General features: G+C 40.0%; 28 protein-coding genes and 1 other RNA gene. 7 read left to right on the forward strand and 22 right to left on the reverse strand.

Translation table 11 applies throughout. The annotated features are described in order from the left end of the window. Positions 1-39: 39 nt before the first annotated feature. Both CU635_RS10950 and CU635_RS10955 read left to right on the forward strand, forming a co-directional pair. Positions 40-1,380 carry a TrkH family potassium uptake protein gene (locus CU635_RS10950; RefSeq protein ID WP_101577399.1) on the forward strand — a complete coding sequence of 447 codons (1,341 nt, stop codon included), beginning with the start codon at positions 40-42 and terminating at the stop codon, positions 1,378-1,380. A 26-nt stretch (positions 1,381-1,406) separates the two neighbouring features. Continuing rightward, positions 1,407-2,063, forward strand: a complete 657-nt coding sequence (locus tag CU635_RS10955; protein WP_101577400.1) for a potassium channel family protein — start codon at positions 1,407-1,409, stop codon at positions 2,061-2,063. Positions 2,064-2,328: 265 nt separating this feature from the next. On the opposite strand, the gene CU635_RS10960 is transcribed toward CU635_RS10955, so the two are convergent. The 20 genes from CU635_RS10960 to CU635_RS11055 all read right to left on the reverse strand — a co-directional run bounded on the left by CU635_RS10960 (position 2,329) and on the right by CU635_RS11055 (position 21,058). Next, a complete protein-coding gene (locus tag CU635_RS10960; protein WP_101577401.1) occupies positions 2,329-3,750 on the reverse strand; it encodes an aldehyde dehydrogenase family protein in 1,422 nt (473 codons plus the stop codon). Between the two features lie 58 nt (positions 3,751-3,808). Then, entirely contained in the window at positions 3,809-5,008 is a 1,200-nt protein-coding gene (locus CU635_RS10965) for an MFS transporter (RefSeq protein WP_101577402.1), read from the reverse strand. Positions 5,009-5,033: 25 nt separating this feature from the next. After that, positions 5,034-6,092: an XdhC family protein gene (locus CU635_RS10970; protein WP_101577403.1), complete on the reverse strand. Its 1,059-nt coding sequence runs from the start codon at positions 6,090-6,092 to the stop codon at positions 5,034-5,036. A gap of 123 nt (positions 6,093-6,215) precedes the next feature. Further along, a complete protein-coding gene (locus tag CU635_RS10975) occupies positions 6,216-7,211 on the reverse strand; it encodes a fumarylacetoacetate hydrolase family protein (RefSeq protein ID WP_101577404.1) in 996 nt (331 codons plus the stop codon). Between the two features lie 26 nt (positions 7,212-7,237). Further along, entirely contained in the window at positions 7,238-7,531 is a 294-nt protein-coding gene (locus CU635_RS10980; RefSeq protein WP_101577405.1) for a putative quinol monooxygenase, read from the reverse strand. Between the two features lie 2 nt (positions 7,532-7,533). Next, positions 7,534-8,250 carry a phosphoglycerate mutase family protein gene (locus CU635_RS10985; RefSeq protein ID WP_101577406.1) on the reverse strand — a complete coding sequence of 239 codons (717 nt, stop codon included), beginning with the start codon at positions 8,248-8,250 and terminating at the stop codon, positions 7,534-7,536. Then, positions 8,247-10,547, reverse strand: coding sequence for a xanthine dehydrogenase family protein molybdopterin-binding subunit (locus tag CU635_RS10990; protein ID WP_101577407.1), 2,301 nt, complete (start codon positions 10,545-10,547; stop codon positions 8,247-8,249). Before CU635_RS10990 ends, CU635_RS10985 begins: the two co-directional genes overlap by 4 nt. Continuing rightward, positions 10,548-11,024 (reverse strand): (2Fe-2S)-binding protein, encoded by a 477-nt coding sequence (locus tag CU635_RS10995; protein WP_101577408.1) that lies wholly within the window; start codon positions 11,022-11,024, stop codon positions 10,548-10,550. A 2-nt stretch (positions 11,025-11,026) separates the two neighbouring features. Further along, entirely contained in the window at positions 11,027-11,908 is an 882-nt protein-coding gene (locus CU635_RS11000; protein WP_180956522.1) for an FAD binding domain-containing protein, read from the reverse strand. Next, the gene (locus CU635_RS11005) at positions 11,892-12,365 is read right to left on the reverse strand and encodes an SRPBCC family protein (protein ID WP_101577410.1); all 474 of its coding nucleotides are present in this window, start codon (positions 12,363-12,365) and stop codon (positions 11,892-11,894) included. The genes CU635_RS11000 and CU635_RS11005 overlap by 17 nt, the downstream gene beginning before the upstream one ends. A gap of 18 nt (positions 12,366-12,383) precedes the next feature. Beyond that, positions 12,384-13,115 (reverse strand): cyclase family protein, encoded by a 732-nt coding sequence (locus CU635_RS11010; RefSeq protein ID WP_101577411.1) that lies wholly within the window; start codon positions 13,113-13,115, stop codon positions 12,384-12,386. A gap of 101 nt (positions 13,116-13,216) precedes the next feature. Then, a complete protein-coding gene (locus CU635_RS11015) occupies positions 13,217-14,911 on the reverse strand; it encodes a PEP-utilizing enzyme (RefSeq protein WP_101577412.1) in 1,695 nt (564 codons plus the stop codon). 70 nt (positions 14,912-14,981) lie between these two features. Next, on the reverse strand, positions 14,982-15,635 hold the full coding sequence (locus CU635_RS11020) for a GntR family transcriptional regulator (protein ID WP_101577413.1): 654 nt from the start codon (positions 15,633-15,635) through the stop codon (positions 14,982-14,984). Between the two features lie 15 nt (positions 15,636-15,650). Beyond that, positions 15,651-16,778: a PEP/pyruvate-binding domain-containing protein gene (locus tag CU635_RS11025; RefSeq protein WP_101577414.1), complete on the reverse strand. Its 1,128-nt coding sequence runs from the start codon at positions 16,776-16,778 to the stop codon at positions 15,651-15,653. A gap of 75 nt (positions 16,779-16,853) precedes the next feature. Further along, the gene (locus tag CU635_RS11030; protein ID WP_101577415.1) at positions 16,854-17,483 is read right to left on the reverse strand and encodes a nucleotidyltransferase family protein; all 630 of its coding nucleotides are present in this window, start codon (positions 17,481-17,483) and stop codon (positions 16,854-16,856) included. 123 nt (positions 17,484-17,606) lie between these two features. After that, positions 17,607-18,038 carry a DMT family transporter gene (locus tag CU635_RS11035; protein WP_101577416.1) on the reverse strand — a complete coding sequence of 144 codons (432 nt, stop codon included), beginning with the start codon at positions 18,036-18,038 and terminating at the stop codon, positions 17,607-17,609. Between the two features lie 320 nt (positions 18,039-18,358). Further along, complete coding sequence (locus tag CU635_RS11040; RefSeq protein WP_180956521.1) at positions 18,359-19,141, reverse strand: ABC transporter permease; 783 nt, start codon at positions 19,139-19,141, stop codon at positions 18,359-18,361. A 5-nt stretch (positions 19,142-19,146) separates the two neighbouring features. Beyond that, the gene (locus CU635_RS24085; RefSeq protein WP_101577418.1) at positions 19,147-19,530 is read right to left on the reverse strand and encodes an ATP-binding cassette domain-containing protein; all 384 of its coding nucleotides are present in this window, start codon (positions 19,528-19,530) and stop codon (positions 19,147-19,149) included. A gap of 173 nt (positions 19,531-19,703) precedes the next feature. After that, the gene (locus CU635_RS11050; protein ID WP_101577419.1) at positions 19,704-20,483 is read right to left on the reverse strand and encodes a TatD family hydrolase; all 780 of its coding nucleotides are present in this window, start codon (positions 20,481-20,483) and stop codon (positions 19,704-19,706) included. Positions 20,484-20,638: 155 nt separating this feature from the next. After that, a complete protein-coding gene (locus tag CU635_RS11055) occupies positions 20,639-21,058 on the reverse strand; it encodes an RrF2 family transcriptional regulator (protein ID WP_101577420.1) in 420 nt (139 codons plus the stop codon). A 176-nt stretch (positions 21,059-21,234) separates the two neighbouring features. On the opposite strand from CU635_RS11055, the gene CU635_RS11060 reads away from it, so the two are divergent. The 5 genes from CU635_RS11060 (at position 21,235) to CU635_RS11075 (ending at position 25,511) form a co-directional block, all read left to right on the forward strand. Beyond that, complete coding sequence (locus tag CU635_RS11060; RefSeq protein WP_101577421.1) at positions 21,235-22,107, forward strand: sulfite exporter TauE/SafE family protein; 873 nt, start codon at positions 21,235-21,237, stop codon at positions 22,105-22,107. Between the two features lie 252 nt (positions 22,108-22,359). After that, positions 22,360-22,524, forward strand: coding sequence for a hypothetical protein (locus CU635_RS23330; protein ID WP_180956520.1), 165 nt, complete (start codon positions 22,360-22,362; stop codon positions 22,522-22,524). Between the two features lie 534 nt (positions 22,525-23,058). Further along, complete coding sequence (locus CU635_RS11065) at positions 23,059-23,334, forward strand: hypothetical protein (RefSeq protein ID WP_101577422.1); 276 nt, start codon at positions 23,059-23,061, stop codon at positions 23,332-23,334. A gap of 84 nt (positions 23,335-23,418) precedes the next feature. After that, positions 23,419-24,747: a Mur ligase family protein gene (locus CU635_RS11070; protein WP_245917415.1), complete on the forward strand. Its 1,329-nt coding sequence runs from the start codon at positions 23,419-23,421 to the stop codon at positions 24,745-24,747. Between the two features lie 5 nt (positions 24,748-24,752). Beyond that, the gene (locus CU635_RS11075; RefSeq protein ID WP_101577423.1) at positions 24,753-25,511 is read left to right on the forward strand and encodes a type 1 glutamine amidotransferase; all 759 of its coding nucleotides are present in this window, start codon (positions 24,753-24,755) and stop codon (positions 25,509-25,511) included. Positions 25,512-25,661: 150 nt separating this feature from the next. Here the strand turns inward: CU635_RS11075 and ssrS are convergent. Continuing rightward, positions 25,662-25,855, reverse strand: a non-coding RNA gene (gene ssrS, locus CU635_RS11080) — 6S RNA. Positions 25,856-25,960: 105 nt separating this feature from the next. Further along, the gene (locus tag CU635_RS23335; RefSeq protein ID WP_180956519.1) at positions 25,961-26,110 is read right to left on the reverse strand and encodes a hypothetical protein; all 150 of its coding nucleotides are present in this window, start codon (positions 26,108-26,110) and stop codon (positions 25,961-25,963) included. Between the last annotated feature and the right edge of the window lie 4 nt (positions 26,111-26,114).

Below are 26,114 nucleotides of genomic sequence, written 5' to 3' on the forward strand. Positions count from 1 at the left end.
CTTTCGCCTCCAAATTCATTACAGTCAGGCAGGTAAAAAATGAAAAAGACAAGAGATTTCTTAGACCCTCCAAAAATACTTGTACTGGGCTTCGCCACCGTGATATTGATCGGTGCATGTTTGTTAACCCTTCCTATAGCCACGGTCGATGGAAGTGGTCTCACATTTCTAAATGCTTTATTTACCGCTACATCTGCTACATGTGTAACAGGGCTGGTTGTGGTTGACACTGGAACTGCCTTTACCAAGTTCGGACAAATCGTCATCTTAGCGCTTATCCAAGTGGGTGGCTTAGGATTTATGACCTTTGCAACTTTTTTCTTCTTCCTGTTGGGAAAAAGAATTTCACTTAGAGAAAGGCTGTTGCTCCAGCAATCTTTGAACAACTTGTCGATTGAGGGAATTGTAAGATTGGTAAAAAGAGTATTAATTTTCACTGCCGTTTTTGAAATTGCCGGTGCGATCATTTTGGCAATTCGTTTTGCCTTCGATATGCCGATTGGAAAAGCAATCTATTTTGGTATCTTTCATTCAATATCAAATTTCAATAATGCCGGGTTTGATTTAATGGGAGAATATAGAAGTTTGACCCCGTATGTAGATGATCCTACAGTAGTCCTAACCGTGTGCGCGCTTATCACATTAGGTGGAATTGGTTTTATTGTTTTGAATGAACTTTATGAATACCATGACACCCACCGTTTATCAGAGCATACGAAGGTCGTATTGCTAACAAGTCTGATTCTTACTTTAGGTGGAACGATTTTAATATTCTTGTTTGAATTTGGAAATGAAAAAACGATAGAGCCGTTATCTTATATGGGAAAAGTATTAGGGGCATTGTTTCAGGCTGTCACCCCACGGACAGCAGGTACCAATACATTGCCGATTGCCGACTTAACACAATCTACATTGTTCCTGCTCGTATTTCTAATGTTTATTGGCGCCGGTCCCGGCTCAACCGCCGGGGGTATAAAAGTAACTACCCTGGCAGTTTTATTAAAAACTGTGTGGTCCCAGATTAAAGGGAAAGAAGATGTTGTGTTATTTAGACGCCGAATTGTTATTGATACGATATTTAGAGCATTAACTGTTACAGTAAGTGGGCTATTTCTTGTTATGGTCATTACCATGTTGCTGACGATAACGGAAAAAGAGGCTAGCAATTTTATCGTCTATTTATTTGAAGCCACTTCAGCTTTTGGTACCGTAGGGCTTTCAATGGGATTGACTCCGGAATTATCTCCGATTGGCCGGATACTAATTATCTTTACGATGTTTGCGGGAAGATTGGGGCCGTTGACGGTGGCATATGCGGTCGCGATGAGGCGGAAGCCGGATGCCTTCCGTTATACAAAAGGAAAAATCATGATTGGCTAATTACTTAGAAGGAGTGTAAACATCAGATGCCAAAACAAGGATATGCTGTGATTGGATTGGGACGGTTCGGAATGAGCGTAGCTAGAAAACTTTACGAAGCCGGCCAAGATGTGTTGGGAATCGATATTAAAGAGGCGCACGTCGAAGATGCTGGATTATCTGTCACTCATGCAGTTGTCGCGGACTCTACCGAAGAGGAAGCCCTAAAATCAGTCGGGATTCGAAATTTTGACTGCGTCATCGTGGCAATTGGGGATGATATGCAAGCAAGTATTTTGACCGTACTGCTATTAAAAGAGTTAGGAGCAAAGCAAGTAATCGCAAAGGCACTGAGCAAACGCCATGGACAAGTGTTAAATAAAGTAGGAGCAGATTGGATTGTCTACCCGGAGAGAGACATGGGTGAACGGGTCGCACATCAGCTTCTCTCCCCGAATGTGTTAGATTTCATCGAGCTTTCACAACAATACAGCATTGAAGAAGTCAAAATCCCAGTAAGTATGACCGGAAAAAGTTTGCGAGAAGTCGACCTTCGTGCTGAATATAATATAAGCGCCATTGCGATTGTCAGCGATGAAGATATAATCGTGCCCCCTTCCCCTGATCAAATTTTCCATCAGGAAGATAGATTGGTGGTCATTGGTCACAAAGAGGATCTCGTTGAGTTTGGAAACATTGAGTGATAATGAGTTGAAACTCATGACAATAACTCTTGACGTAACCAAAACCACAAAAAAAGAAAGGGACACCGACTAATAAACCAAGAAGCAGATATTACCCTTGTTAAAGCATCATCGTTCTTTATTTATGAAAATCTTAGTTCAATATTAAAACTGGTAAGAGCACCCCCTTACCAGTAAAAAGTGTTCCATGAATATTTTCATCCAGTATAATTAACAGTTAGTAACCATATAAGCACCATGTCCATTCAAAAAGTGGATTTCTTTTCTATAGCTTAAACGAGACGAATTTTAATTCTGTCATCTCTTCCGTTGAATATTTCACCCCTTCTTTTCCAACGCCGCTATTCTTGACCCCACCATAAGGCATATGGTCAACTCTGAAAGAAGGAATGTCATTGATTATGACACCTCCAACTTCAAGTCTTTCCACAGCATCAAATGCTTTTTGAATGTTTGTGGTGTAAACACCAGCTTGCAATCCGTAGTCGGAATCGTTCACAAAATTAATTGCTTCATCCCATTTATCATATGAATTAACAACTACAATAGGACCAAACGCCTCATTACAAGAAATAGAAAGATCTTTTCCTCCGTTAACAATAATTGTAGGTTGGAACACAGCTCCTTCCCTTTTTCCTCCATAAGCAATAGTTGCGCCAGCTTTCTCTGCCTCCGCAACCCAACTCTCTATTCTATCTGTTTCTCCAGGATGGATTAAAGCAGACACATCGGTTTCTTCACAGCGTGGATCTCCTAAAACTAACAACTTTGTGTATTCAATCATTTTCTCAACAAAGGTATTAAATAAATCCTGCCTAACATATATTCGCTGAACTGATATACAGACTTGCCCGGCAAAATTAAAGGATCCTTCTACGCACCTAGCAACAGTACTATCCAAATCAGACACACTATCTACTATTACTGCAGCGTTGGAACCTAATTCTAATGTAACCCGCTTTAAGCCTGATTTATTTTTTATACCCATTCCGACAGGTACACTTCCAGTAAATGTAATCATTTTCACTCGGGGATCCGTTACAATTAAATCCCCTATTGCTCTACCTTTCCCCGTGATCACATTTAATGCTCCTTTAGGCAATCCTGCTTCTTCAAATATTTTTGCTGTCATAAACGCACTTAGTGGGGTTTGTGATGCTGGCTTTAATACTACTGTATTCCCGGCAGCAAAGGCAGGACCTAGTTTATGCGCAGTGAGATTAAAAGGAAAGTTAAATGGAGTGATTGCCCCAATAACACCTAGCGGTTCACGCTTCGTATAACCAAATCTTCCCTTTCCTCCTTTTGCAGCATCTAAAGGGATGGTTTCTCCATGTATCCTCTTCGCTTCTTCTGACGCAAATTTATATGTTTCAATTGTTCGCAGAATTTCAGCTCGCGCCGATTTTAAAGGTTTAGCATTCTCTTTCGCTAAAATAAGTGCGCATTCTTCCTGCTTCTCTTGAAAAAGTTCAGCGACTCTTTCAAGAATTTCAGACCGTTCTAAAGTAGTCATATTGCGCATAATTGTTGCAGCTTTTTGAGCACTAGATATTGCTGCTTCAACATCAGCATTATCTGCGAGTGGAATTTGAGCTATAACTTCTTGGTTATAAGGAGACCGTAGCCCCTCATATTCTCTGCCTTCAAGCCATTGTCCATCAATATATAACTTTAATTTTTCCATTCTATTCTCCCCTTTTTAAAGTATCATTAACATTTCAGTGTTGTGTTGTTTTCCTTGTTTATAGAACAGAATTTTTCACAATATCCGCTTCACTGATTTGTTTAACAGAAACAATCATTATTTTTGTTAAATAGGCTGTTACGCATCCAAGGAGACCCAGTATAATGAATCCCTGTTTTAAAGTGAGCCAGTCTCCAACTGATCCCATAAAAAACGGACCTATAAACATTCCTAATCCATAAATTGCTTGATAAAAGCCCATTGCAGTTGCTCTTTCTCCTGAATTCATATGTTTAATACTTAGCGACATTAACAGTGGAGATGCAAACCCCCTTCCGAAACCTGCGATCGTCTGGGTAATGATCAAAATAATAATACTGTTCGTAAAAGGTATAAGAGTGGTGAAAACTCCTATTAAGACAAAGCCAATCATAATAGTGTTTTTTTCTCCCAGCTTTTCAGATAAATAACGTCCACCAATCCATGCGGCAATTGCGGTAGGAAACGTAGAGAAAAATGTAAGTAATCCCATGTCAAATTTACTGGCACCTAAGGTATGGGCATAAACGGGGGTAAAACCGAAAACTGTAGCAAATGCTAACATTTGAAAAAGAATCGCTAGAAAAGAAACCGTTAATAACGTACGGTCTCCTGCAACTGCCAGGACTCCCTGAAAAGTAATTCTTTGTTGCCCATCTTCAAATCTTTCTATGATAAAAAATGAACAGATTAAACCTATCATTCCTACAAGTGCTCCAATTAAAAACGACGATTCCCAGCCATAGTGATCTGCAAACCAGCCACCGCATAAAATCCCTAGCATCTGGCCAGAGATATTATAAAAAGAAATGGTTCCAATAGCTTTTGTTGTTTCTTCTTTTAGATAATAGCTTGTAAATAAAATTGTAAAGTCAACCCATGTCGCTGCAGCTGCCCCCGCTAATGCACGAAGAAATAAGATCCAAGTGATATCTTGTGTTACTATTATCCCAATACCTGATAAGATGGAGAATATCATTCCAAAGACTATAAATATTTTGCGTTTATGAAACCGATCTGAAATAACTCCGACTGGAATTCTAAGTAACATTTGGGTTAGACCATACATTCCTACAATCAACCCTGCCATACTGTAGGATGCACCTAAATACTCCACATATGCGGCTAAAATCGGTACACAAGTATACATTGAAAACCAGAATATAAGGGTAACCACACAAAATAAGGGAATACGATTATTTACTTTTTTTGTTTGCAAGGCTCGTCACAATCCTCCTTGGACATTAACAATAAACATTTACTTGTGGAGTGACAATTCTGCTTTTTGCGCTTTTTCTATTCTTAAAGGCTAGCATTTCTGCAATTATGCTTAGTGCTATTTCCTCAGGAGACTTAGCACCAAGATCCAAACCAATAGGGGAATGAATTTGTCCGTCATGAAAAGTACACTCTCCGTCAGTCAATAGTTCTGCCATTATATTTTTAATCCGCCTTGTAGCCCCTAATATTCCTATATAAGGGGTTTCTGCTGAGATGAGTTTTCGAACTAACATTAAATCAAGTTCATAGTTGTGCGTCATAACTACGGCATAGGAACCCTTAGCAATTTGTATGTCTTCGTATTCTGACCGGTTTATCAAAACAACCGCATTTGCATTAGTAAAAAATCGATTACTTGTATACTGTGGTCTATGGTCAATTACTGTTGTTCTCCAATTGATGCCATGCAATTGATTAACCACCGGGTATACATCTGGTCCTGCCCCGAAGATTGTTACATGCTGACGAGGAAGAACCCTTTCGATAAAACAATGCGTCATGATGCCTTTTAATTCGATATTCACGAAACCTGTCCGTTCTGAACCCAAATCCAATTCTTCTTCCTTTAGTTGAGTCATCATACCGATAGGCAATAATTTTATGTTTGAAGATTCTATGATCGTTCCAATGCTAAACGTCGTATTCGCTTCATAAATAGACAGTAGTTGGTTATATAAATTCATTGATTCAGTATAGTGATTCACTGGGTCGAAAGGTTGTAAGAATAATGTCACCGTACCATCACATCCAAGTCCCATACCCCAAATTAAGTCATTTTCTGCTCTAAAATCATAAAATACCAATTCTGCTTTAAACAAAGAAATAATATCTCCTACACGCTCTGCGAGATCCTGCTCTACACATCCACCACTGACAAGGCCTTCTATACGACCATCTTCTCGTATTAAACAGCGAACTCCGGATGGTTGGTAAGTGGAGCCCTCTGTCTCAATAATTGTGGCAATGACTGCAGAACTATTCTCCTCAATGCATTTATTTAATCCTTGAATCACTTTACGCACTGGTTTCCCCCCAAAAGAATGAAAGTTTATTTTAGCAAAATATTATGCAGGAGCAGAAAAAAATGATTTGACTGGCTCAGTTTTTAATGAGTGATGAACCAGTCAAATATTTTACATAAATTTTTAAGAGTTCTCAGCTACAATACGATTCTTCAAGATGCCAATTCCTTCAACTTCTAACTCAACCTCATCTCCTGGATAAAGGAATTTTTCTCTTTCTGCACCGGATCCCCATCCAATGGTACCTGTACCAAGGACTTCTCCAACTTGTAAATATTCACCCATAGAAGCATGAGCAACAAGGTCTTCGAATTTCCAATAAATACTTCCAGAGTTATCATCGCACCATACTTCATTATTCACTTTCGCTTTCATAGCCATATTATATATATCAGGTATCTCATCAGCTGTCACAATCCAAGGACCTAATGTATGACCATTAGTAAAATCTTTTCCTTTTGAAGGGCCTAAGCCAATGGCTATTTCTTTCGACTGAATTTTCCGTGCACTAAAGTCATTGTAAATTGTATAACCAAACACATGACTTAAAGCATCCTCGCGCGGAATGTTCTTTCCGCCGCGCCCAATGATTATGGCCAACTCAAATTCAAAATCCAGCTCTTGAGCATAAGATGGCATTGGAATTTCATCACCATGCGTGGATAAGCTGCTTGGATTACCTTTATAATATGCCGGCATTTCATACCACTCAGGCGGGATTTCTTTACCCAGTTTTGGATAGATATTTTTCAAGTGCGTCTCAAACGCCATGAAATCTCTTAACATAGGCGGGCGTGTTATAGGTGATAGAAGCTTAGCATCCTCTAAAGGAAAAATAATCGTTTCATTATTAGGACCAGTTTCATAACCTTTCTTAACCGCTGCTGATATTGCAACTTGTGCTGCATCCAGACCCGCTTCTCCATTTTCAATGAAGGCTACCATGTCTCCCGGAAGGAGTGCTGAAGCAAGCCTTTCTGCCGCATTTGAATTCAATCCACGGGCTAGTAATTCTAAGCGATAGGCCGCGGATAGATCAATCGCATTCGACCCCTGTACTGCTCCTATTCTGACTTTTGGACCATCCTGGGTATTAACTTGGTATGATATAAGTTTCATTCTTTGCCTCCTCTCATATTGATGATTTAATAATCTACCAATGTAAATAACGCCCGCTCTCGTTTTTCAAGTAAAGGGACAATTTTACCTTCAATAATTTCTCTAAAGTGTGGTGTTTCCCTATGGGCTTCTAAAGCAGCATTATCAACATATTGCTCATAAAGTAAAAATAAGTCTGAATTATCATCTGAGCGATTTGCGAAATATACGGCACACCCTTTTTCATGTTCTTCTACGAGGGGTTTCATCTCTTTTAGATAAGACTGCACCTCATCTCCCTTACCTGGCTTACAATGATATTTTGCTACCAATACGATCATTTTCATTCCTCCAAATCCATAGTTATATTTGTATGATATTCACGATATCTGATAGAGCAGATACCTTTGGAAAACGATAGATTAATTGATTCACAATAGTCGGGTTCACCAAGGTCTTCTTTAAGTAAGTATTTTTTTAAAAAAGCACGAAGAACCGGTGAATGCGTAACACAAAAGTAACGACTTGTCTCCTTATGTGGAATAAAACTTAAACTTAACGCATATGCCATTAAACGGCGAGCAACCGCTTCGGCATTCTCACCGGGAGGGTTGTCGAGATGTAACCAGTAACCAATTCTATCGGAACTAGTCATAAAGGGTGGCCAAAACGGAAGTGTGGGCAATAGACCTTCTTCGATCCCAAGACACGTGATTTGTTCAGACAGAGCTTCATAGGAAGAGACAAGCTCTACCCTTAGTCCTCCTAAGAAAATGTCAGGATTCCGAATGGCATTTTCGTTGAAAGGATCAACAATTGAAACTGTGCGGTTGTTAACATCTTTTAATTTTCTAACAACACCTTTACGCAACTGTTCCGCAGTTTGGCGAGTCCGTTTCGTTATAGTATGCAAGAAAAAAACACGCTCACTTTCAGTTATCCACTCAGCCATTTGTCTTCCATGTTCCTCTGCCGAAGCTAAGCCAGCTTCTGTAATTGGTACGTCCCCTTGGTGGGAAGCAACCTCCTCATGACGTACAAAATGAACGTAGACCGTCATGTTTCTGACCCCTCTTTCTTTGTTATTGCCCTCCACACTCTCTCTGGAGTTAATGGTAATTGGTTTATATGGGTTCCTATAGCCTGAGCGACTGCATTGCCAATCGCAGCTGGGACTGCCATTAACCCCCCCTCTCCTACACCTTTTGCTCCAAAAGGTCCCGGTCCATCCTCGTTCTCTATCACTTTCGAACGAAAATCATCTGGGACATCCATAAATAGAGGTACACGATATTGAACTAGTGAGGGGTTACTTAACACACCACTTTCAAAAATCATTTGCTCATATAGTGCTGCCCCAATCCCTTGCATTGAAGAACCAATATCTTGCCCTTCAACTTGCTGAAGGTTAATTGCTTTCCCTGCGTCGACAGCTGTAAGCAGGCGACATACCTTTACCCTTCCAGTGTTTGGGTCTACCTCAACTTCAGTTGCGACCCAGCAAGGTTCCCAAAAAGGTGTAGATCCTCCAATAGGAGATCTGGTTGGGGCTAGGATAAACTGGCCTATTGAAATGATTTCAATTCCTGATATCTCTTTCGTTTGGTATAAAATTTCAGGTATAGTCAGCCTTTGCTGTCCAAAAACGATTTCTCCATTTTCTATGATTAGATTATCAACTGATTCCTTAAGTAATATAGCAGCCCGTTTTAACAATTTTGACTTTATATCTCGTGCAGCATTTTGGACGGCACGCCCCATTGCGACTGTCGATCGACTAGCAGTTGTAGTTGAATCAAAAGGTACCATTGCCGTATCTGGTTTAGTCACCACAACTCTTTCAAGAGGGATATTTATCTCCTCTGCTGCAATTTGTGCCATTGCACTATTAGAACCCTGCCCCATCTCAGCAGTACCCATTAACACTGACACACTACCATCCGCATGAAGTCTTACAATAGCTGTTGATTCGGTAGGCGCCTGACTCGGTTTAAAAGAAACTGCAACACCACGGCCTCTCCACGGTTTTAAAGGTTGATCCCATTCAAGTTCATTGGCTAATTCTCTTAATACCGGTGCATAATCAGTATCTATTGGTGTATCACCTTCAGCATATGACTCTCCACGCTCCAACATATTTTTCAGACGAAATTCTATAGCATCCATTCCTAAAGCTTTTGCAAGTTCATCTGTATGTTGTTCATAAGCCCATGTTGCTTGTGGTACACCGAAACCTCTATAGGCCCCACTAGGTGGTGTATTTGAATATATAGCGCGGGATCGAATTTCAAGATTTGGGATTCGGTAAGGTCCTGCAGAAACATATCCACCTTTTTGCGCTACACGTGGTGCACAGTCTGCATATGCTCCAATCTGATAATCGATTTCTACTTTTCTTGCAACTAAAGTTCCGTCCCGATTGACTCCACTTTTAATTTTGACTCTAGCACCTGCTCGACGAATTGTTCTTGCAGTCTCAGACATGGAGAGAGCTACCCTTACTGGCTTTCCAGCTTTTCGAGCAAGGGCTACCGCCAAAGGTTCAACCTTACTAAAAGCTTTTGCTCCAAACGAACCACCCATCGGGAAAGAAACTACCTGTATTTTAGATTGAGGACATCCGAAAATTACAGCTAAATCCTGGCGCACAGCCATTGGAGTTTGAGTTCCCGTCCAAACTGTAATTCCTTCCGAGTCCATTTTTGCAACCGTATGTATTGGCTCGAGAGGAAAGTGATGAATAATAGGTACCCGGTACTCATTCTCTATTATTAGATCTGCAGTAGCCATCCCGGCAACAACGTTACCTCGATCATAATCCCACTTAAAAGCTACATTCGAAGTGTGTCGGGGATCCGCGTCAGCTAAGACTTTACTATAGTGACTTCCTCGCTGAGCATAAGATTGGACAAGAGGTGCATTTGGCTCAAGAGCAGCTTCCAAATTATCTATCTCTGGATGAGGGTGATATTCAACTTCAACTAAACTAGCTGCATAGTGTGCTGTTTTACGATCAACAGCAACAATGGCTACAACTGGTTCACCCTCATAACGAACCCGATCGATCGCAAGTATTGGCTGATCTCGGAAAACCGGTCCAAAATAGGGGTCCAATTCTTTGAGATCATCTCTGGTCAATACGCAAATTACACCAGGAACCTCTATTGCAGCAGAAATATCTATAGATTCTATTTCAGCATGTGCAAATGGACTATGGACTATGGCAGACTCTAGCATTCCTTCAACAGCTACATCACTAGGATAAGGTATAGCACCAGTTATTTTTGCTCGATAATCTGTTCGAGGAATAGCTCGGCCAATCGTCTTCAGAGAATTGGCTATCTCAATTTTCCCCATTTATCCATCCTCCCTTGCTACAGCTGCCTGCTGAACCGCTTTTATAATTGTCGTGTATCCAGTGCACCTACAGATATTCCCATGTAGATAATGTTTAATTTGTTCTTCATTGGGATTAGGGTCTTCATTAAGTAGTGCTATCGATGATAACATCATCCCGTAAGTACAAAACCCACATTGGAGCGCTCCATTATCAATGAATGACTGTTGTATTGGGTGAAGCTCGTTTCCATTACTTAACCCTTCAGCAGTAGTAATTTCGGCAGTATCCATCTCAATAGCTAATGTAGTACACGCACTGACCGGTTTTCCATTTATCAACACGGTACAAGCTCCACAAACCTGCATATCACAAGAACGCTTTACACTAATCAAACCTAATTTTTCCCGCAAAATATCTATTACTAAATCCGAAGAAGAAACATTTAAATCTATCTTGTCGCCATTTACAAAGCAATTTATGTTATGAGTACTCATTGCTAATTTACCTCCCTTGCTCTGTTTATGGCTTCCTGTACTGCTTCACGAAGAAGAACTCCAACTACATGGTTCTTGTACTCTGCACTTCCGTCATAATCATCAACTGCGTCCATTTCTGGTCGTGCTGCATCTACCCACCATTCAACCTCTCTATTAACAATTTCCAACGACTCACCGACGAGCAAATCTTCGGCCGATGTTAATCTAGTGGGAATTGGATTGGTTGCTGCAACTACTAATCTGCATTCGGCAAGCTTTTCTTTTTTTTCATCTAACTTCACAATTACAGCTACACCGGCCATCGGGAATTCTGCAACTGAGAATTTTTTATAAGCCGCTCCATTATGTGTTTCCAGAATCGGCACATCAATATGCATGATCACCTCGCCGGGATCTAAACTAGTTTCAAAAGGCCCTCTCCAGAAATCAGACATAGGTATTATTCGAGAGTCCGATAGAGATCTCACATAGACAGAGGCATTTGCTGCCACTAAATAGGCTCCTGGATCTGATCGTGGTTCTGCAAATGCTAAGTTTCCTCCGATCGTACCTGATGTCCTAATCCTGATGTTGCCAATATGGTCCTCCAACTCAGCAAAAGCAGCCTGGTAACGACGAATAAGTGGAGACTTTGCAATTTCAGCATGAGTAGTAAGTGCACCAATTCTCAGAACACCTTGTTCCTCATCAAATTCTATTTGGTTCATGTCTGGTAAACGCCTTAGACTGATTAGTTGCTCATACAGAATTAAGCCCTCTTTTAAGACTTGTAATAACTCAGTCCCACCTGCATAAAACGCAGCTTCTCCCCCAAACTTTGCTTTAAGTTCGACAGCATCGTCGATACTTTTAGCATGTGTCAGGTCAAAGGACCCGAGCATTACCATCGCCTCCTTCCAACACTTCAGTAAGGTTTACAGTGAACGCATCAACTTTTTCCATAAATTTACGATTAATCATACCTTGACCTAAAGTTGCTAGTTTTCCCTTCATATGATAATTCAAATTAAGATTAACCTCGCTGCCACTGCCAGTTGAGCTAGAATCTACACGAACCGTCATTTCAAGTTGAACATGAGTTTTAGTGAATTTGTCTTGACCACTAGCTTTAATTGTCATTTTAGGTTTTTCTGACTCTTCTAATGTTAACTCCATAGGAAAGGATACTTTAAAAGGACCCACACGATCTTTTGCAAGTGCATTGTACTGCTTTCCAGGTTGTATAGCTGTCATGTCTTCAACTCCAGGGATGCAATCAGCAACGCGCTCAATTGCACTTACCCAATCCCATACGACTTCAGGCTCTGCTTTTAATTGGATTGTATGCTCAATACGCATAGCATCTTTTCCTCCTTATCATTGATGGTTACTTTCAACAATAGCTACTGCTCTAACTGCAGCGCCAGTTGATTTTTCCCATTTCACCGGTAACACCGATAACAAGAAACCAGTTGCTCCAGGAAGTTGTTCAAAATTTTGCATATTTTCCAGGTGATAATATTCATGGGTTAGCATAACCCTGTGTGCCTCCCAAAACTTTTGCTTTTCAAACATCGACCATACTGGCGGATCAAAAGTTGGTGCATCACACCCCATTACCTTAACTCCTTTTTCAATAAGATATATCGTTGCCTCTGCACTCATCCCGCAAAAGTCTTTTTGGTACCTATCCTCCTGATTGAACTCACCAGCTCCTGTCCAGATCAACACAATATCTCGTTCCTTGATTTGGTACTCCATGTCTTTTTCGGCTTTTTCGATATCCTCTGCAGAAATAATGCTGCCAGGTTCCTTGTGCCGAAAGTCCAGTCGAACCCCATCTCCAAAACAATAATCTAAGGGAATGCCTTCAGCACCTGGCGCATCATCCCTCATATGACGAAGAGTATCCATATGTGTTCCAATATGATCTCCTTGTACAATCACGCAATGGGCAGTAAGCCAATCAACACCATATTTCAAAGCGCCAATGTTATCAGCAAATTCACTATGGCTTTCCACCTGAGCTATAATCGGGCGTGCGACTCGTGGGAAAGTTTGCATATCTGGTCCAACTGTCATGCTTAGGTCAATTATCCGCCGTTTCAAATTGGTTCCTCCTTAATTTGTGTATCCCTGGTCAGGGAAAAGGTTTTCCCGTAAGGTTATCAAATTATCAGGCCGCAACAAAAGCGGCCCGATAACTATGTTTACTCTATAATCGATACAATACCGGTACTTCCGTCAACCCTGATACGTTGACCGGTTCGAATCTTACTGGTTGCATCCAAAGTACTTGTTACCGCTGGAATACCGTACTCCCTAGCAATTACAGCAGGATGAGAAAGAGCGCCCCCTGAATCAGTTACAAGACCCGAGATTTTACTGAAAAGTAGGGTCCATGCTGGATTTGTCATTCTACACACAAGAATTTCTCCCTGTTTTATCTTGTCAAAGTCTTCTGGATTATTCACAAATCTGGCTATGCCTTCAACGACACCTGGTGAAGCAGCCAAACCTTGAATTTCTGTAGTTTCTTGATCTTTTGTTTTAGAAAGTTCAAAGCGCTCAGGGTAACCCCAAACTCCTACATAGGCTTGTTCGTATAAGGACCAGTAATCAGCAGTGCCAACCCAATCTCGTGGAGTTATGTCATTGGCTCTATCTTGTTCAGCTTTGCGCTCGGCTACTAATGCACGCGCATCGAAGGCATCTGGCGTTGCTGCAAGCTGGCGTATTTCATCATAAAGAAGATAGAAAATATCCTCAGGTTGATTAATGCCATCACGAGCCGCAAATTTCTTTCCTAATTCTTTTATTGAAATTCTCATACGTGCGTAGGTACCTTGGTCTATGTAGAAGTGGTGATCTGGAGTTAAAGGTGCCATAGCAAGAGCAAGCTCAAGTGCGCTCTCGAATTTTTTTGAATCATCTTCGCTTTGGATAAGACTTCTCAAGCCTTCTACTGCGTTCTTTTGCTCCTCAGCTACTCTAGTAATATCTTTATGGAAGTCATAATCAGAATCGAGGTAATTTCGGAGCATTTCATAGATGGGTGCTGGATTCTCCTTCCAGAGCTCATAAGTATACTCATGTGTATAAACAGCCTTGTATCCATATTCTTCTTTGTAGTCATTAATCTTTTGAAGTATTTCTTTTCCACGAGGTGAAGAATCTAATGAGGTAATAATATCTTGGAAATTATCATGGTCTGAAAAAACAGCTTGTAAAGCTGAATCTACTTTAATTTCTTCCTTTATACTCCATAAATCTCTAGAGGAATCCCAGTTTTTGTCCTGAACAGAAACAAGTATTTTTCCGGAAAATTTTGATGCAGCTTCTTCACCCGCAACTTCGCTTGCCACTTGGCCGAATTGTTGGAAAGCAGCAAACTGAGCTAGGTTTAGTATCCAGTGAATCCGCAAATGACGTTCCTGAATATCTAGAGCATCCTCAAGTAGAACCATCATTTCGGGTAAACTTGCTTCATCGTAAGGAAATTTGTCAAGATATTCTAAATTTCGTTTGATTTCTGGCAAATATCGATCATCCCACCATTTAAGAAAGCGAGTTGCATAGATTGGTAACATCATTCCAAAATAAGGTGCTAACTTCTCTGCCTCTTCAGCCTCTCGACGCATTACTGCAGTATACACATAACCGTTAATATTTCGAGCTTGCCAGTCTTTTCCGAAAGGAACTCCAAAACGTCGGTACATATACTTGCACGCATCACCCCACCAACCACCGATATCAAAATAAAGCGGAGATACTGGGCGTGGGACATGAAGATCGTCAAACCACCAGAACTCTTTTTTATCCGCTTCGCTTTGCCAGTTTACCTGAAAACTAGGACTGCCGAAAAATTCACCTAAAACATCATTCGAAGTGCTCTTAACTGTCATGAAAATTCCCCCTTAATCAAAATTTATGCATAAGGTCTTGGAAAGACCGATTTGCTTAATTCCTGTAAAACTAACAATTCGGAGCTAATTCTTCAATATGGGCACGAATGACATAGCTAGCATGCATCGGGTCACCGGAGATAAGAGCGTTTAAGACATCATGATGCCTTTTTGCAAGCTCAACTAAATCCCTCTTTGCATAATGTGTGGTTACCATTGTCCAGCTGCCGGGATTGATGTTTTCCCATACTGATAACAAAAATTCATTTCCAGATGCTCTAATGAAAGTACGATGAAATTCAACATCTAATGAAATCATTTGTCGTAAATCTCCAGCTTCAGCGGTCATAATCATATTCTCAATTAATTGTTCCAACTTCTGAATAATATCTTCTGATAATTTTGGAACTGCTAATCGGGCTGCCGTCTCCTCAAGAGAAGCACGTACAATATATCGCTCTTTTAATTCTTCAATAGATAGTTTTTTTACAAAGGTTCCCCTATATGGTTTACTTAGAAGTACTCCGATTTGTTCCAATTCTCTTAGTGCTTCTCTAACTGGTGCCTGGCTTACGCCTAGATGACGAGCAACCTGTGTCTCCACAATGCGATCTTCAGGTTTTAGAGCTCCACTTAGAATTGCCTTAAGAATATATTCCTTCACTTCATCACGCAAAATCGTTCGTTTTATTGATGGTTCATGAGTTGTTTCTAGCCATTCCACATTTCAAACCTCCTTTTAAATGGTTGTGATCGGTCTACTTTGAAGCAAATAAACCTTTCCTAATTTAATAGCCCATTCAACATCTTGTGGTGAACCGAAAAAACGTTCAAGGGTTATCGCCACTTCATTTAATTTTGACAACTCAATTTCACTTAAGACACGGGCCCGAACCTTTTCTGCAGGTACGGATTGGTGTTTCACTTCCTTTTCACTGCGAACTACCATTTTTAGTTTAGGTAAAACGCTTACATTTAAGATTTGATTTGATTTTTTATCCACTGTGTATTGATCCGGTGTTACTTCGCCCGAAACCAGTGCTTCTCCTAAGCCCCAACAGGCCTCTACAACAACCTGTTCGCTTTTAGTTATAGGATTAACAGTAAACATCACACCCGCTTTATCTGCTTCAACCAATTTCTGAACAACTACTGCTCCCGCAAGTTGTTCGTGCCTAATACCGTGACGGAGCCGGTATGCTATAGCTCTGTCTGTAAAACAAGAAGCCCAACAGTCTTTGACCCTTTGAATTACTTGTTCGGCTGTTACAACTCCTAAGTATGTATCTTGTTGTCCAGCAAAGCTGGCTTCAGGTAAATCTTCTGCAGTAGCGCTTGAACGGACTGCTACCGGCCCGTTTGAGGGGCATAGTTTCTGATAGGAGACCGTTATCTCGGTTTCTAACTCCTCAGTCAATGTTATCGATTCAATCGCCGTCCGGATTGTTGATGACACCTTCTCAACTGCAGCTTCATTATGCAAATCAAGACCAGCTAACTCTTTTGCAATGAGTGAGCTAACACCCGCTTCAGATAACTCTTTAAGATAAGCTTCAGTAGAAACTACGAATCCCTCTGGGATTGGTAGTCCGGCACAAGCCATACGGGTTAGACTAGCCCCTTTGCCTCCAGTTAGATACAACTCTTTACCCAATGAATCATTAAGCCAGATAATCATAATTATTAATCCTCCAATGTATAAGGGTTTTATAAAAAGAAGTACTATAATCTCGTCTTTGATCAATAATCGATTATTATAATTTTCTAAATATTTAACCTTTTTTGTAATTATAAGCGCTTTCATTTTACTTGTAAACCACAAAATAAAAAATAATCGATTATTTTTTATTAAAAATCGATTATACATTTTAAATCTATAAAATTATTAGTAGCGTGAGTATAAAACTCTTCTTTACTCCTCCCCAAAAGTAAATTTTCAAAATTAGTCGCTTGTATTGCTTGTTAATTTAATTAAATAATCTCGGGCGATATCTAAATCATTTTGTGTATCAATATCCAAATTCCATTCCATCGTAGAAAACTCAACAGTTTCCACTTGTTCACTATGGGACTCAATAATGTCTCTAGCTCCTCTATCTCCCTTAATAGCAAACAAAGCTGGAAAAATGCTTCGATCAAAAAGTACTGGGTGTCCTTTCTTTCCCTTATAAGAGGGGCGAACGATACGGACTCCTCTTTTATATTGCTCTTTGTAAGTCCGAATTAACTTGTCAACCACTGAGGCTGGAATGAATGGTTGGTCTCCTAAAAACACCAATACTGCATTTATATCATTACCTAATATTAATAATCCTTTTTTCAATGACGTTGACATACCCTGGCTTGATTCATTATTTTCAAGGTAAGTGACATTTAATTCATTAATAGCATTCAGCATATGCTCAGAACTTTTACTATTTCCGACTAGTAAAATCGGGTTTAATTTTAATTGAGATGCCAATTCAACTGGGTAAATAAATAGAGGCTTATTTGCCAACAGCTGAAATTGCTTCAACTTTCCAAACCTAGTTGCTTGTCCAGCAGCTAAAATTATTGCACCAATTCCATCCATAATAGTCGCCTTTCTGAGATTTGAATTGTATTCTCTTAAACACTTCAATCTTTACTTATTCGGCAAAAAGTCAAACCACTTATTTAACTTTAATTGCAATTTAGGATATCAAGGAATTATAACTTATCTTATAAAGAGATATACAGAAGCAAATAAAAATATCATCGCTACTAGTTTTTTATAATTAAAAGGAATTTGCATACCTCCTAAAAGACCATAATGGTCAATGATAACCCCAACTATGATCTGGCCAGCAATTACTGCGATAATCGTTGTAGCAACCCCAATCTTTGGTACTACTAGAACCATGGAAGAAACATATAAAGCACCTAACAAGCCACCTATCAATTGCCATTTTGGTACTGTTGCAATCGCTGATAAATTACCTTTACCAAAAAAAATTATTATTAAAAATAACGCAAGTGCTCCGGTGGCAAATGATATAAATGCGCCTTCGAAGACACCAACCTTTCTTCCCAGACCACCATTTATTTTGTCTTGAAAAGCGATTGCAATGCCACCTAAAAAAGCAAGCAACGGAAAAATCATATTCACTTATTAGACCATCCTATCTAGTGAAATTTTTTTATCATTAAAAATTAACATATAAGTGATTCTCGAATACAGTTTAGACATAAAATTTTTATAATAATCTTGGCTCTTATAAATGCAATATTAAGTATTTTATTATTCAGTATATTCAATATAGTTCATATGTGATAATCTTGTCTAATAGTTCTTCGGACTTTAATGTTTATCTAATATATCCCTTAGTATAAAGATATAAAGTTTTCTAGAGTTACCCCCTCCCACTCCATTTCGTTGTCCGCTATTCGTTCATTTATCGATTTCGTAGTTCGCCCGCACTCTGTATACTACGATCCCGTCGACCGATAATGCCTGACTCCAATCTGCCACAACCGCAAACAAGGAAGTATAAATGCGACTCCTGCCAACGGTGAAATCATGTAAAGTACAGCATTACCCTCGGTTTTATCAAGAATGTACATTAGCGGTAAGTAGTTGACACATCCGAAGGGGATAACAAAGGTAAAAAAGTGTGTAACCCATTTTTGATAGATGTTTAAAGGATATTGAGCCATCTCCCTGCCGCCATCTATAAAAATGTTGGCCACTTCCACACCTTGAATCGTCCAAAAACACATAGTTGCGGCCAACATAAAGATTCCAGTAAATATTACAACCCCACTCGTGACCATCAGCAAAAGAGTAACTGCCTTCATTACAGTCCATACAATGGAAAGATTGCTTATAGCCCAGATCAAAACCAAGATGCTTTGGAACAGCCTTCCAAATTTGCTGAATTCGAATTTTGAGCCAAGCACTTGAATAATCGTGCTTCTCGGTCGCACGAGCAGCCTGTCAAATTCACCTTTCCCGACGAGAGTTGAGAACGTATCAAAGCCTCTAGCAAAGCATTCACTAATCGCAAATGCCATATGGATGACAGCAAAACAGAGCGCAACCTCAAAGAAATCCCATCCTTTGATTTCCCCGAAACGTTCAAACAGGAAATAAAGACCCGCAATCATCGCAAACGGAATAAAGAACTGGCCGACAGTTAATAGCCAAAAGGAAGAGCGATATTGCATTTGTGACTTAAATAGAATGAGAACATATTTAAAATAAATCCTCAATTCCATCATCCTCCCTGTACGACGAGTTTTCGCAATGCTTTGTCCATTGCAATTTTCCCCAGCCCAATGAGGATTGCGAGCCAGGCAGTCTGCACGATGATTTGTTCAATCGCCTCATGAGCAGGAATATGCCCGGAGTAAACCCGGATACTGCACGTTCCACTGTCAGGTACCAAAATAGCGCTCATTACTTTGATCGTAGTCGATTTCCCGGCGCCATTCGGACCGATATACCCTACAATCTCCCCCGGCTTAATGGAGAAAGAAATATCTTTGAGTGCTTCTGCCGTTGTATATTCACGATAAAAAAGGGATTTTGCCGCTTCCCTTAGCCCAACTGAACGTTTCGGCACCTTGAAAAATTTGCTTAAAGCTTCAATAGATATCATCCGTTTCGCCTCCTCTTTTTTACTGGCAGAAAAAAGATAATATCACCAAAGATATTGCATGTCAATAACTATTCTGAATTCTCAGTCAAGTTTATCATTCAACTTTCAGTTATGCTGTACGCTCCAATGGATGTTAAAAAGTGGTTAAGAGACTGTTGCTCTTAACCACTTGCTTAGAATGCCAATGAGTAAAACTTTAATGTATTAATATATAACCGTCGATACACATCTGGTTCCGGGAGGTTTTTGATTTGTGCGATGATTTTTATGGACGCATGAATCATATTCGGATGAGTTTTTATTCCTTGAAACGGTCCTTCGAATGGCCATGGCCCGTCCGTTTCTACCATCAACTGGCCAAGTGGAAAGTCCGATACCATCGACTGGATCTCCTTCTCATAAACGATATCAGGTGTGATGGAAATATAATAGCCGTTTTCCGCGATTCTGCGTAATGTCTTTGCATCTCCTTTGAACCAATGAAAATGTGCTTTAACGATCGAATGCTTTTCAAGAAGGCCGCAGACAATCGAGGCATCATCATAAACAGCATGAAGGATGATCGGCTTTCCCCATCGTTTTGCATGGATGACGAATGTTTCCAGCAATTCGATATATTGCTGGAGCGGAAATTCACCTTGCTTGTCTTTCTTTCTCCGATAAAACGGCAGACCTACCTCTCCGACCGCAACCATAGTATTCCTGTGTTTTTCCATCCATTCCAGCAGATCGGCAAGTTCACGGCCGGTTGGCAAAGCCTGCTCGGGATGATAACCAAATGCCGGCAAAATTCTCGAATCTCTGAAAGAAAGCTCCAGATTTCGTTTGCAGGATTGCAAATTCATACTCACGGATATAACCTTGTCAATTGAATTGCCATCCAGGAAAAACTTTTCGATCTCATCATCGGAATATTGATCAAGATGGATATGAGCATCTATTATCTTATTCATGATTGCCTCTCCCGCACTTTTTTTTAGATTGTTTAATGTTTTCTACTAAACACAAAAATCACCTTTTTTAATACTATATTCTTATTGAACCTGAACATCTAGATTAATAACAAAAAAAACACCAGTGTTGGCAGCTTAGCACCCGGCAGTTAATTTCATTTTTTAATGATATTACCGTCCAACAAATCCTTCAGTGTTGTATGATCCAATAAATCTGCAACAGTATCCCTGACAAGTGCCCATAAAGGTTTTAATAAGCAGCCTTCTTCTAGTGGACAGCTTTCATATGATGTAATACTCACGCACCCCATCGGCGCTAGCGGTCCCTCCAGGTTCCGAATGACTTCTCCAATGATGATGTCACGGGGGCTTCTACTTAATTTATATCCTCCATTCACACCTCTTTTGCTTTGAACGTATCCATTTCTTTTTAATTGCAAAAGAAGTTGTTCTAAATAATTAATTGGAACCAGGGTCTTTTCGGATATCTCTCCAATAGATGTTAGTTGATTTTTATTGCTGCCTAAACATATAAGTGCACGTAATGCATATTCTCCTCTACTAGAAATTTTCATAAAACGCCTCTCCTTTAGGTATTTGCCCATTTTCAACCTAGACAAGAACCCAATAGTACGTCCTGCTCATATTGTAGGATATAAACTTGATTAGATTAGTCAACAATGACAAATTTATTGATTGTAGTTCCCTATAACAAGTCTATTCAGGAAATTTTGAAAAAGGAGAGGTTTTTTTGCGAAGGTTAATCGTTCTTGCTTTGATCGGCTTAGCAGCACAGTTGGTGGATGGTTCATTGGGTATGGCATATGGAGTTACTTCCACCTCATTATTGCTTATGTTTGGTATTGCACCAGCTGTTGCATCTGCTTCCGTTCATATGGCAGAAGTTGTAACTACTGCTGCTTCGGGTGTATCGCATATTCGATTTGGTAATGTAGATAAACAAGTTGTCCTCAAATTAATCATACCTGGTTCTATTGGGGCTTTTATAGGTGCTTATTTTTTAGGCAGCATTCCTGGTGACATAGTTAAACCATATGTTTCGTTTTTCTTATTGCTATTGGGTGTCTATGTAATATATCGTTTCCTGTTCAAGTTCAATCCTTCCAGTCAAATTGCCAAAACAAACATGGGGAAAAAACACTTTGTACCACTCGGGTTTATTGCAGGCTTTTTTGACGCTACTGGTGGTGGAGGATGGGGGCCAATTGCAACACCTGTACTGCTAACCAGCGGCAAAATGGAACCGAGGAAAGTAATTGGTTCAGTCGATACAAGTGAATTCGCAATTGCCGTATCTTCTACTCTAGGTTTTCTTATTACTCTAGGATGGACGCAGATTCATCTTCAATGGGTAGTTGCATTAATGATCGGGGGTATTATCGCAGCTCCGATTGCAGCTTGGTTGGTCAAAATCATACCGACTAACCTATTGGGAACGCTCGTCGGTGGTATTATTATTTTGACGAATATCAGGACTTTACTGGGAGCATTAGACGTATCTTATACGACAAGTCTTTACACATATTCAGTGCTTGCAACCCTTTGGCTCGCTGCTGTGGTGAATGTAATTTGGAAACAAAGAAAGGCTATAACAATCAGTTAGCAGAGTAAACGAGGAAACCCACAAAGAGTATTTCAAACTCTTTGTGGGTTTCATGTACTTATCATAGATAATATTGATCTTCTTTGTACTATTCTGCCTTTAACGACAAAAGAAAAAGCTAAGTACCTATTAACATTTCATAGTTCATAGAAGAAAACTTGGCTTTCAGCAAGGGAAATCAGGCGTCTCTATGTCAACAGATGGGTATAAATGCATTGTTTCAACAGAGACTATCTCCAGGAGGTTGACATCATGACAGAAGAAAAAGGACAAAACAAAGGTAAGAAAAAGGATAAAAATGTAAAAAACGGGAGTTTATTACCGAAAAGAATCAGCGAAAAAAATACGGATCCTTTTTTGATTGAAGGGAAGGGGGATCCGAACCTTTCACCAGATGCCGGCAGACCGCTCATTTAGTGAAGGCAAAAAGTGCTTGATAAATGAAGTTAAGAAGTTAATTGGAGAGAATCTGTTTATAAATCTTATGATACTTCGCAAGGCTAATTTAGCATAAAATAAATAAAAGGAACCGTCGCAAATATCGAAGAAGGCACTAAAGACACCAGCAAAAGTGTAGAAACCGTTGCGGCAGCTACTCAGGAAGTTGGCCGGCAGCGAAGAAATCATTAACTCCTCCAAGCATTTAAGTGATCTGGCAGAAAAATTACAAGAGGTAATTAAAGGGTTTAAATTGAACCTTTAAATTTTATAGCGAACTTAATAAAAGGGACATCCAAATGGAAGTCCCTTTTATTAATGATCAACCATAATTGCACGACTGCATAGACTATATTCATTTTCAAAATAACATTGTTTCTTTTTGATAAACTTGCCCCGCTAGCCAATCCATTAGAAATGAACTGAATCGGATGTTTCTTGACGAAGTAATAAAAGCAAAGAAACATGGAAAACTTAATCTAGTATTGGCAATCCAACAGAGGAGTGTTTTGCATGTGGGTAATTAAAACCGAGCATAAAAGAGACCATGGCGGTACCGCTGCGCTTGAACTGGAAAGCGAAGACGGCAAATGGGATGTGAATGCCAGGTGGGATGGCTGTATGGAAATTCATGTGTATTCGATCACAGAGGAAAATCGTGAACTTAAAGACACTTTCCACACTTGTGATTTAAACGGTTTTATCGACAAGCTTCAATCACTAAATGGCGTATTATCAGAGTTTTTTGGTGACGAGGAAAGCTATTGGGAATCCATGCGACAATCGTAGAGCAATTCATCTCGCTTAACATTAGCTGGCACCGGCATGGCCGGGGGGGGACAAACATCTGAGCAGATTGAGAGGCGAACATAAGTGCCAGTAAAAACATCAATATTAGCGGCAAAAATGGCTCATAAGGCGAGCCGCATATTACATAAAAGCGGGAGCAACCTGCCAGGTGTAGTAGCACGAAAAATCGATAAGGACATCTTGAAAAAGTTAGCAAACAATACTGATAAAATCATTTTTATCAGTGGAACGAACGGCAAGACGACAACCTCCCAAATCGTCGGGCATATCCTCAGCGAAAATGGTTTTCGTATAATACATAATTCTGAAGGTTCCAATATGATTACCGGCATCACAACAGCATTCATTAAAAACGAAGGGCTACTGAGAAGGAAAAAAGCTGATATAGCAGTCATAGAGATTGATGAAGGTTCAATTGAAAGAGTAACGAAAGAAATCCAGCCAGGACTGATGGTTTTTACAAACTTCTTTCGGGATCAGCTCGATCGTTTTGGGGAAATTGACATTCTGGTTAATAAAATTGGTGACGTTTTAAAGCGAACTGCGGTAAAACTTATTTTAAATGCAGATGATCCTTTCGTCACCCGTTTAGGCTATCTCGGCTTGGAAGCCGAATACTTCGGTTTAGGCAAGCATGCTTTTGCTTTTGAGCAGCACAATATGATTGAATCTACGTTTTGTCCTCAATGTGGCGAACGTCTTCAATACAAACACACTCACTATGGGCAGATTGGCCATTATAGCTGCCCATGCGGTTTTGGACGCAAAAGTCCTAAATATGAAATCAAGCATTTGGAAGTGAATGAAGGCTTATCTATAAAGACAAACGTTGGAGACTTTTCTGTACCTATTTTGGGTTCGTATAACGCCATCAATGCTTTGGCTGCCATCAGCGTTTGTATAGAAAGCGGCCTGAGTCCTGAACAAATCCAAAATGCGCTATCAACATTTCACGTCGAAAACGGACGGATGGAACGGTTCGAACACAGGGATAACCATGTAGTGTTAAATCTGGCTAAGAACCCGGCCGGCATGAATGTCAGTTTATCGGAATCAAACATGAACCATGAGCGAAAACAGTATTTGCTCCCTTTAAATGATTTAGGCGATGACGGCCGGGATATATCCTGGATTTGGGACGCTGATTATGAAAAGATAAACAGCAGTCTTACTGACCGGATCATATGCAGCGGTTTAAGGGCAGAGGACATGGCTGTCCGTTTAAAGTATGCTGGCATCCCTGAACACAAACTGGAAATCATCCAAAATGTCGACCTTGCAGTGGAGGAACTATTGAAAAGACAGCTGAACAGCTATGTCGTCACCAACTATTCAGCCCTGCAGCCAACAAGAAAAGCGTTTGTAAATCGGTTGAAAAATGTTAAGGGGTGATCATTTTGGAAAGGAAAGTTCCGTTACAATCATCCAAACAGCTGACTTTGTATTATTTTTTTCCGGACAAGCTCAATCTCTATGGTGATCGTGGCAATATTATCAGCTTAGCCAAGCGCTCTGAGTGGCGAGGAATTAATCTAAATATAAAAGAAATAAGAAGCACAGATGGCGTAACACTAGAAGATATGGATTTATTTTTTATAGGCGGGGGAAGCGACAGGGAACAGAGCGTAGCAACAGCTGAACTGCAGAACATCAAGATCCAATTAAAAGAAAAAATCGAAAGCGGAGTCCCAGGCCTGACCATTTGTGGCGGATATCAATTTTTGGGCAACCAATATATTGATGCAAACGGTAATGAATTGGAGTGTTTAGGAATATTGGACTTTTATACAGTAGCAAAGCAACCGAGGCTTACCGGGAATATTCTAGTCCAGTCTGAGTTATTTGGGGAAATCGTCGGGTTTGAAAACCATGCCGGACGAACTTATCATTCTTATCGCCCATTAGGGAAAGTGGAAAAAGGAAGCGGGAACAACGATGATAGTGGATTAGAGGGTTTGCTGTATAAAAACTTGATCGGAACCTATTTGCACGGGCCTATCCTGCCAAAGAATCCTGCTATCTCCGACTATTTAATCGCCAAGGCGATTGAACATCGCTACGATGAAGACACTGCCTCCGCATGGATAACACAATTAGATGATTATTTAGAACATCTCACAAGGAAACAGGTATGTAAGAGAGTGAAGAATGGCTGAAAACGGGCTCCGTAACACAACGACAATAGAAACGACTGAAGAATTTGGGGGAAATCTAAATTATCGGTAATTGCTTAAATCTTAGTTGCGGTGCATTGCATATATACAAAAAAACCAGTTGCCAATTGGCGACTGGTTTGGATTTAAAGATTAAAAGCCACGTATGCCGTATTAATATAAGAAAGTTTTAAACCACCACTCCTTAAAGTGGGTGTTCGCAGAAACCTTCCTGCATGTCCTCCTTGTCATATAGACAGAGGCTTGTCATTTCAGCTTCAATTAAAACTCCCGATTACAGCTTAAAGGTTAAAACTTTATTATGATTACGAACAACGCAGCCAGTATTACTATAATACCCATTTCACATGTAAAGTTCAATGATTAATGATTACTATGAAAGGATATGAAAGGAAAAAGTGACGGCTGTTCAGCCTCCGTTGATCTTCGTATTAATCGTCAATAAGCGATCTTATCGTATCTTTAGTTTCCTTATTTTCAGCTACTGACATTGACTTAGAAGTTCGATCTTTGCCAGTGCCATAATGGTAATCGGTTAACGTTCCGGTATCTTTTGGCGGGTATTTTTGCTTATCGTCCATTCTC

The organism is Bacillus canaveralius (genome assembly GCF_002860125.1).
GTDB lineage: Bacteria > Bacillota > Bacilli > Bacillales > Cytobacillaceae > Bacillus_BJ > Bacillus_BJ canaveralius.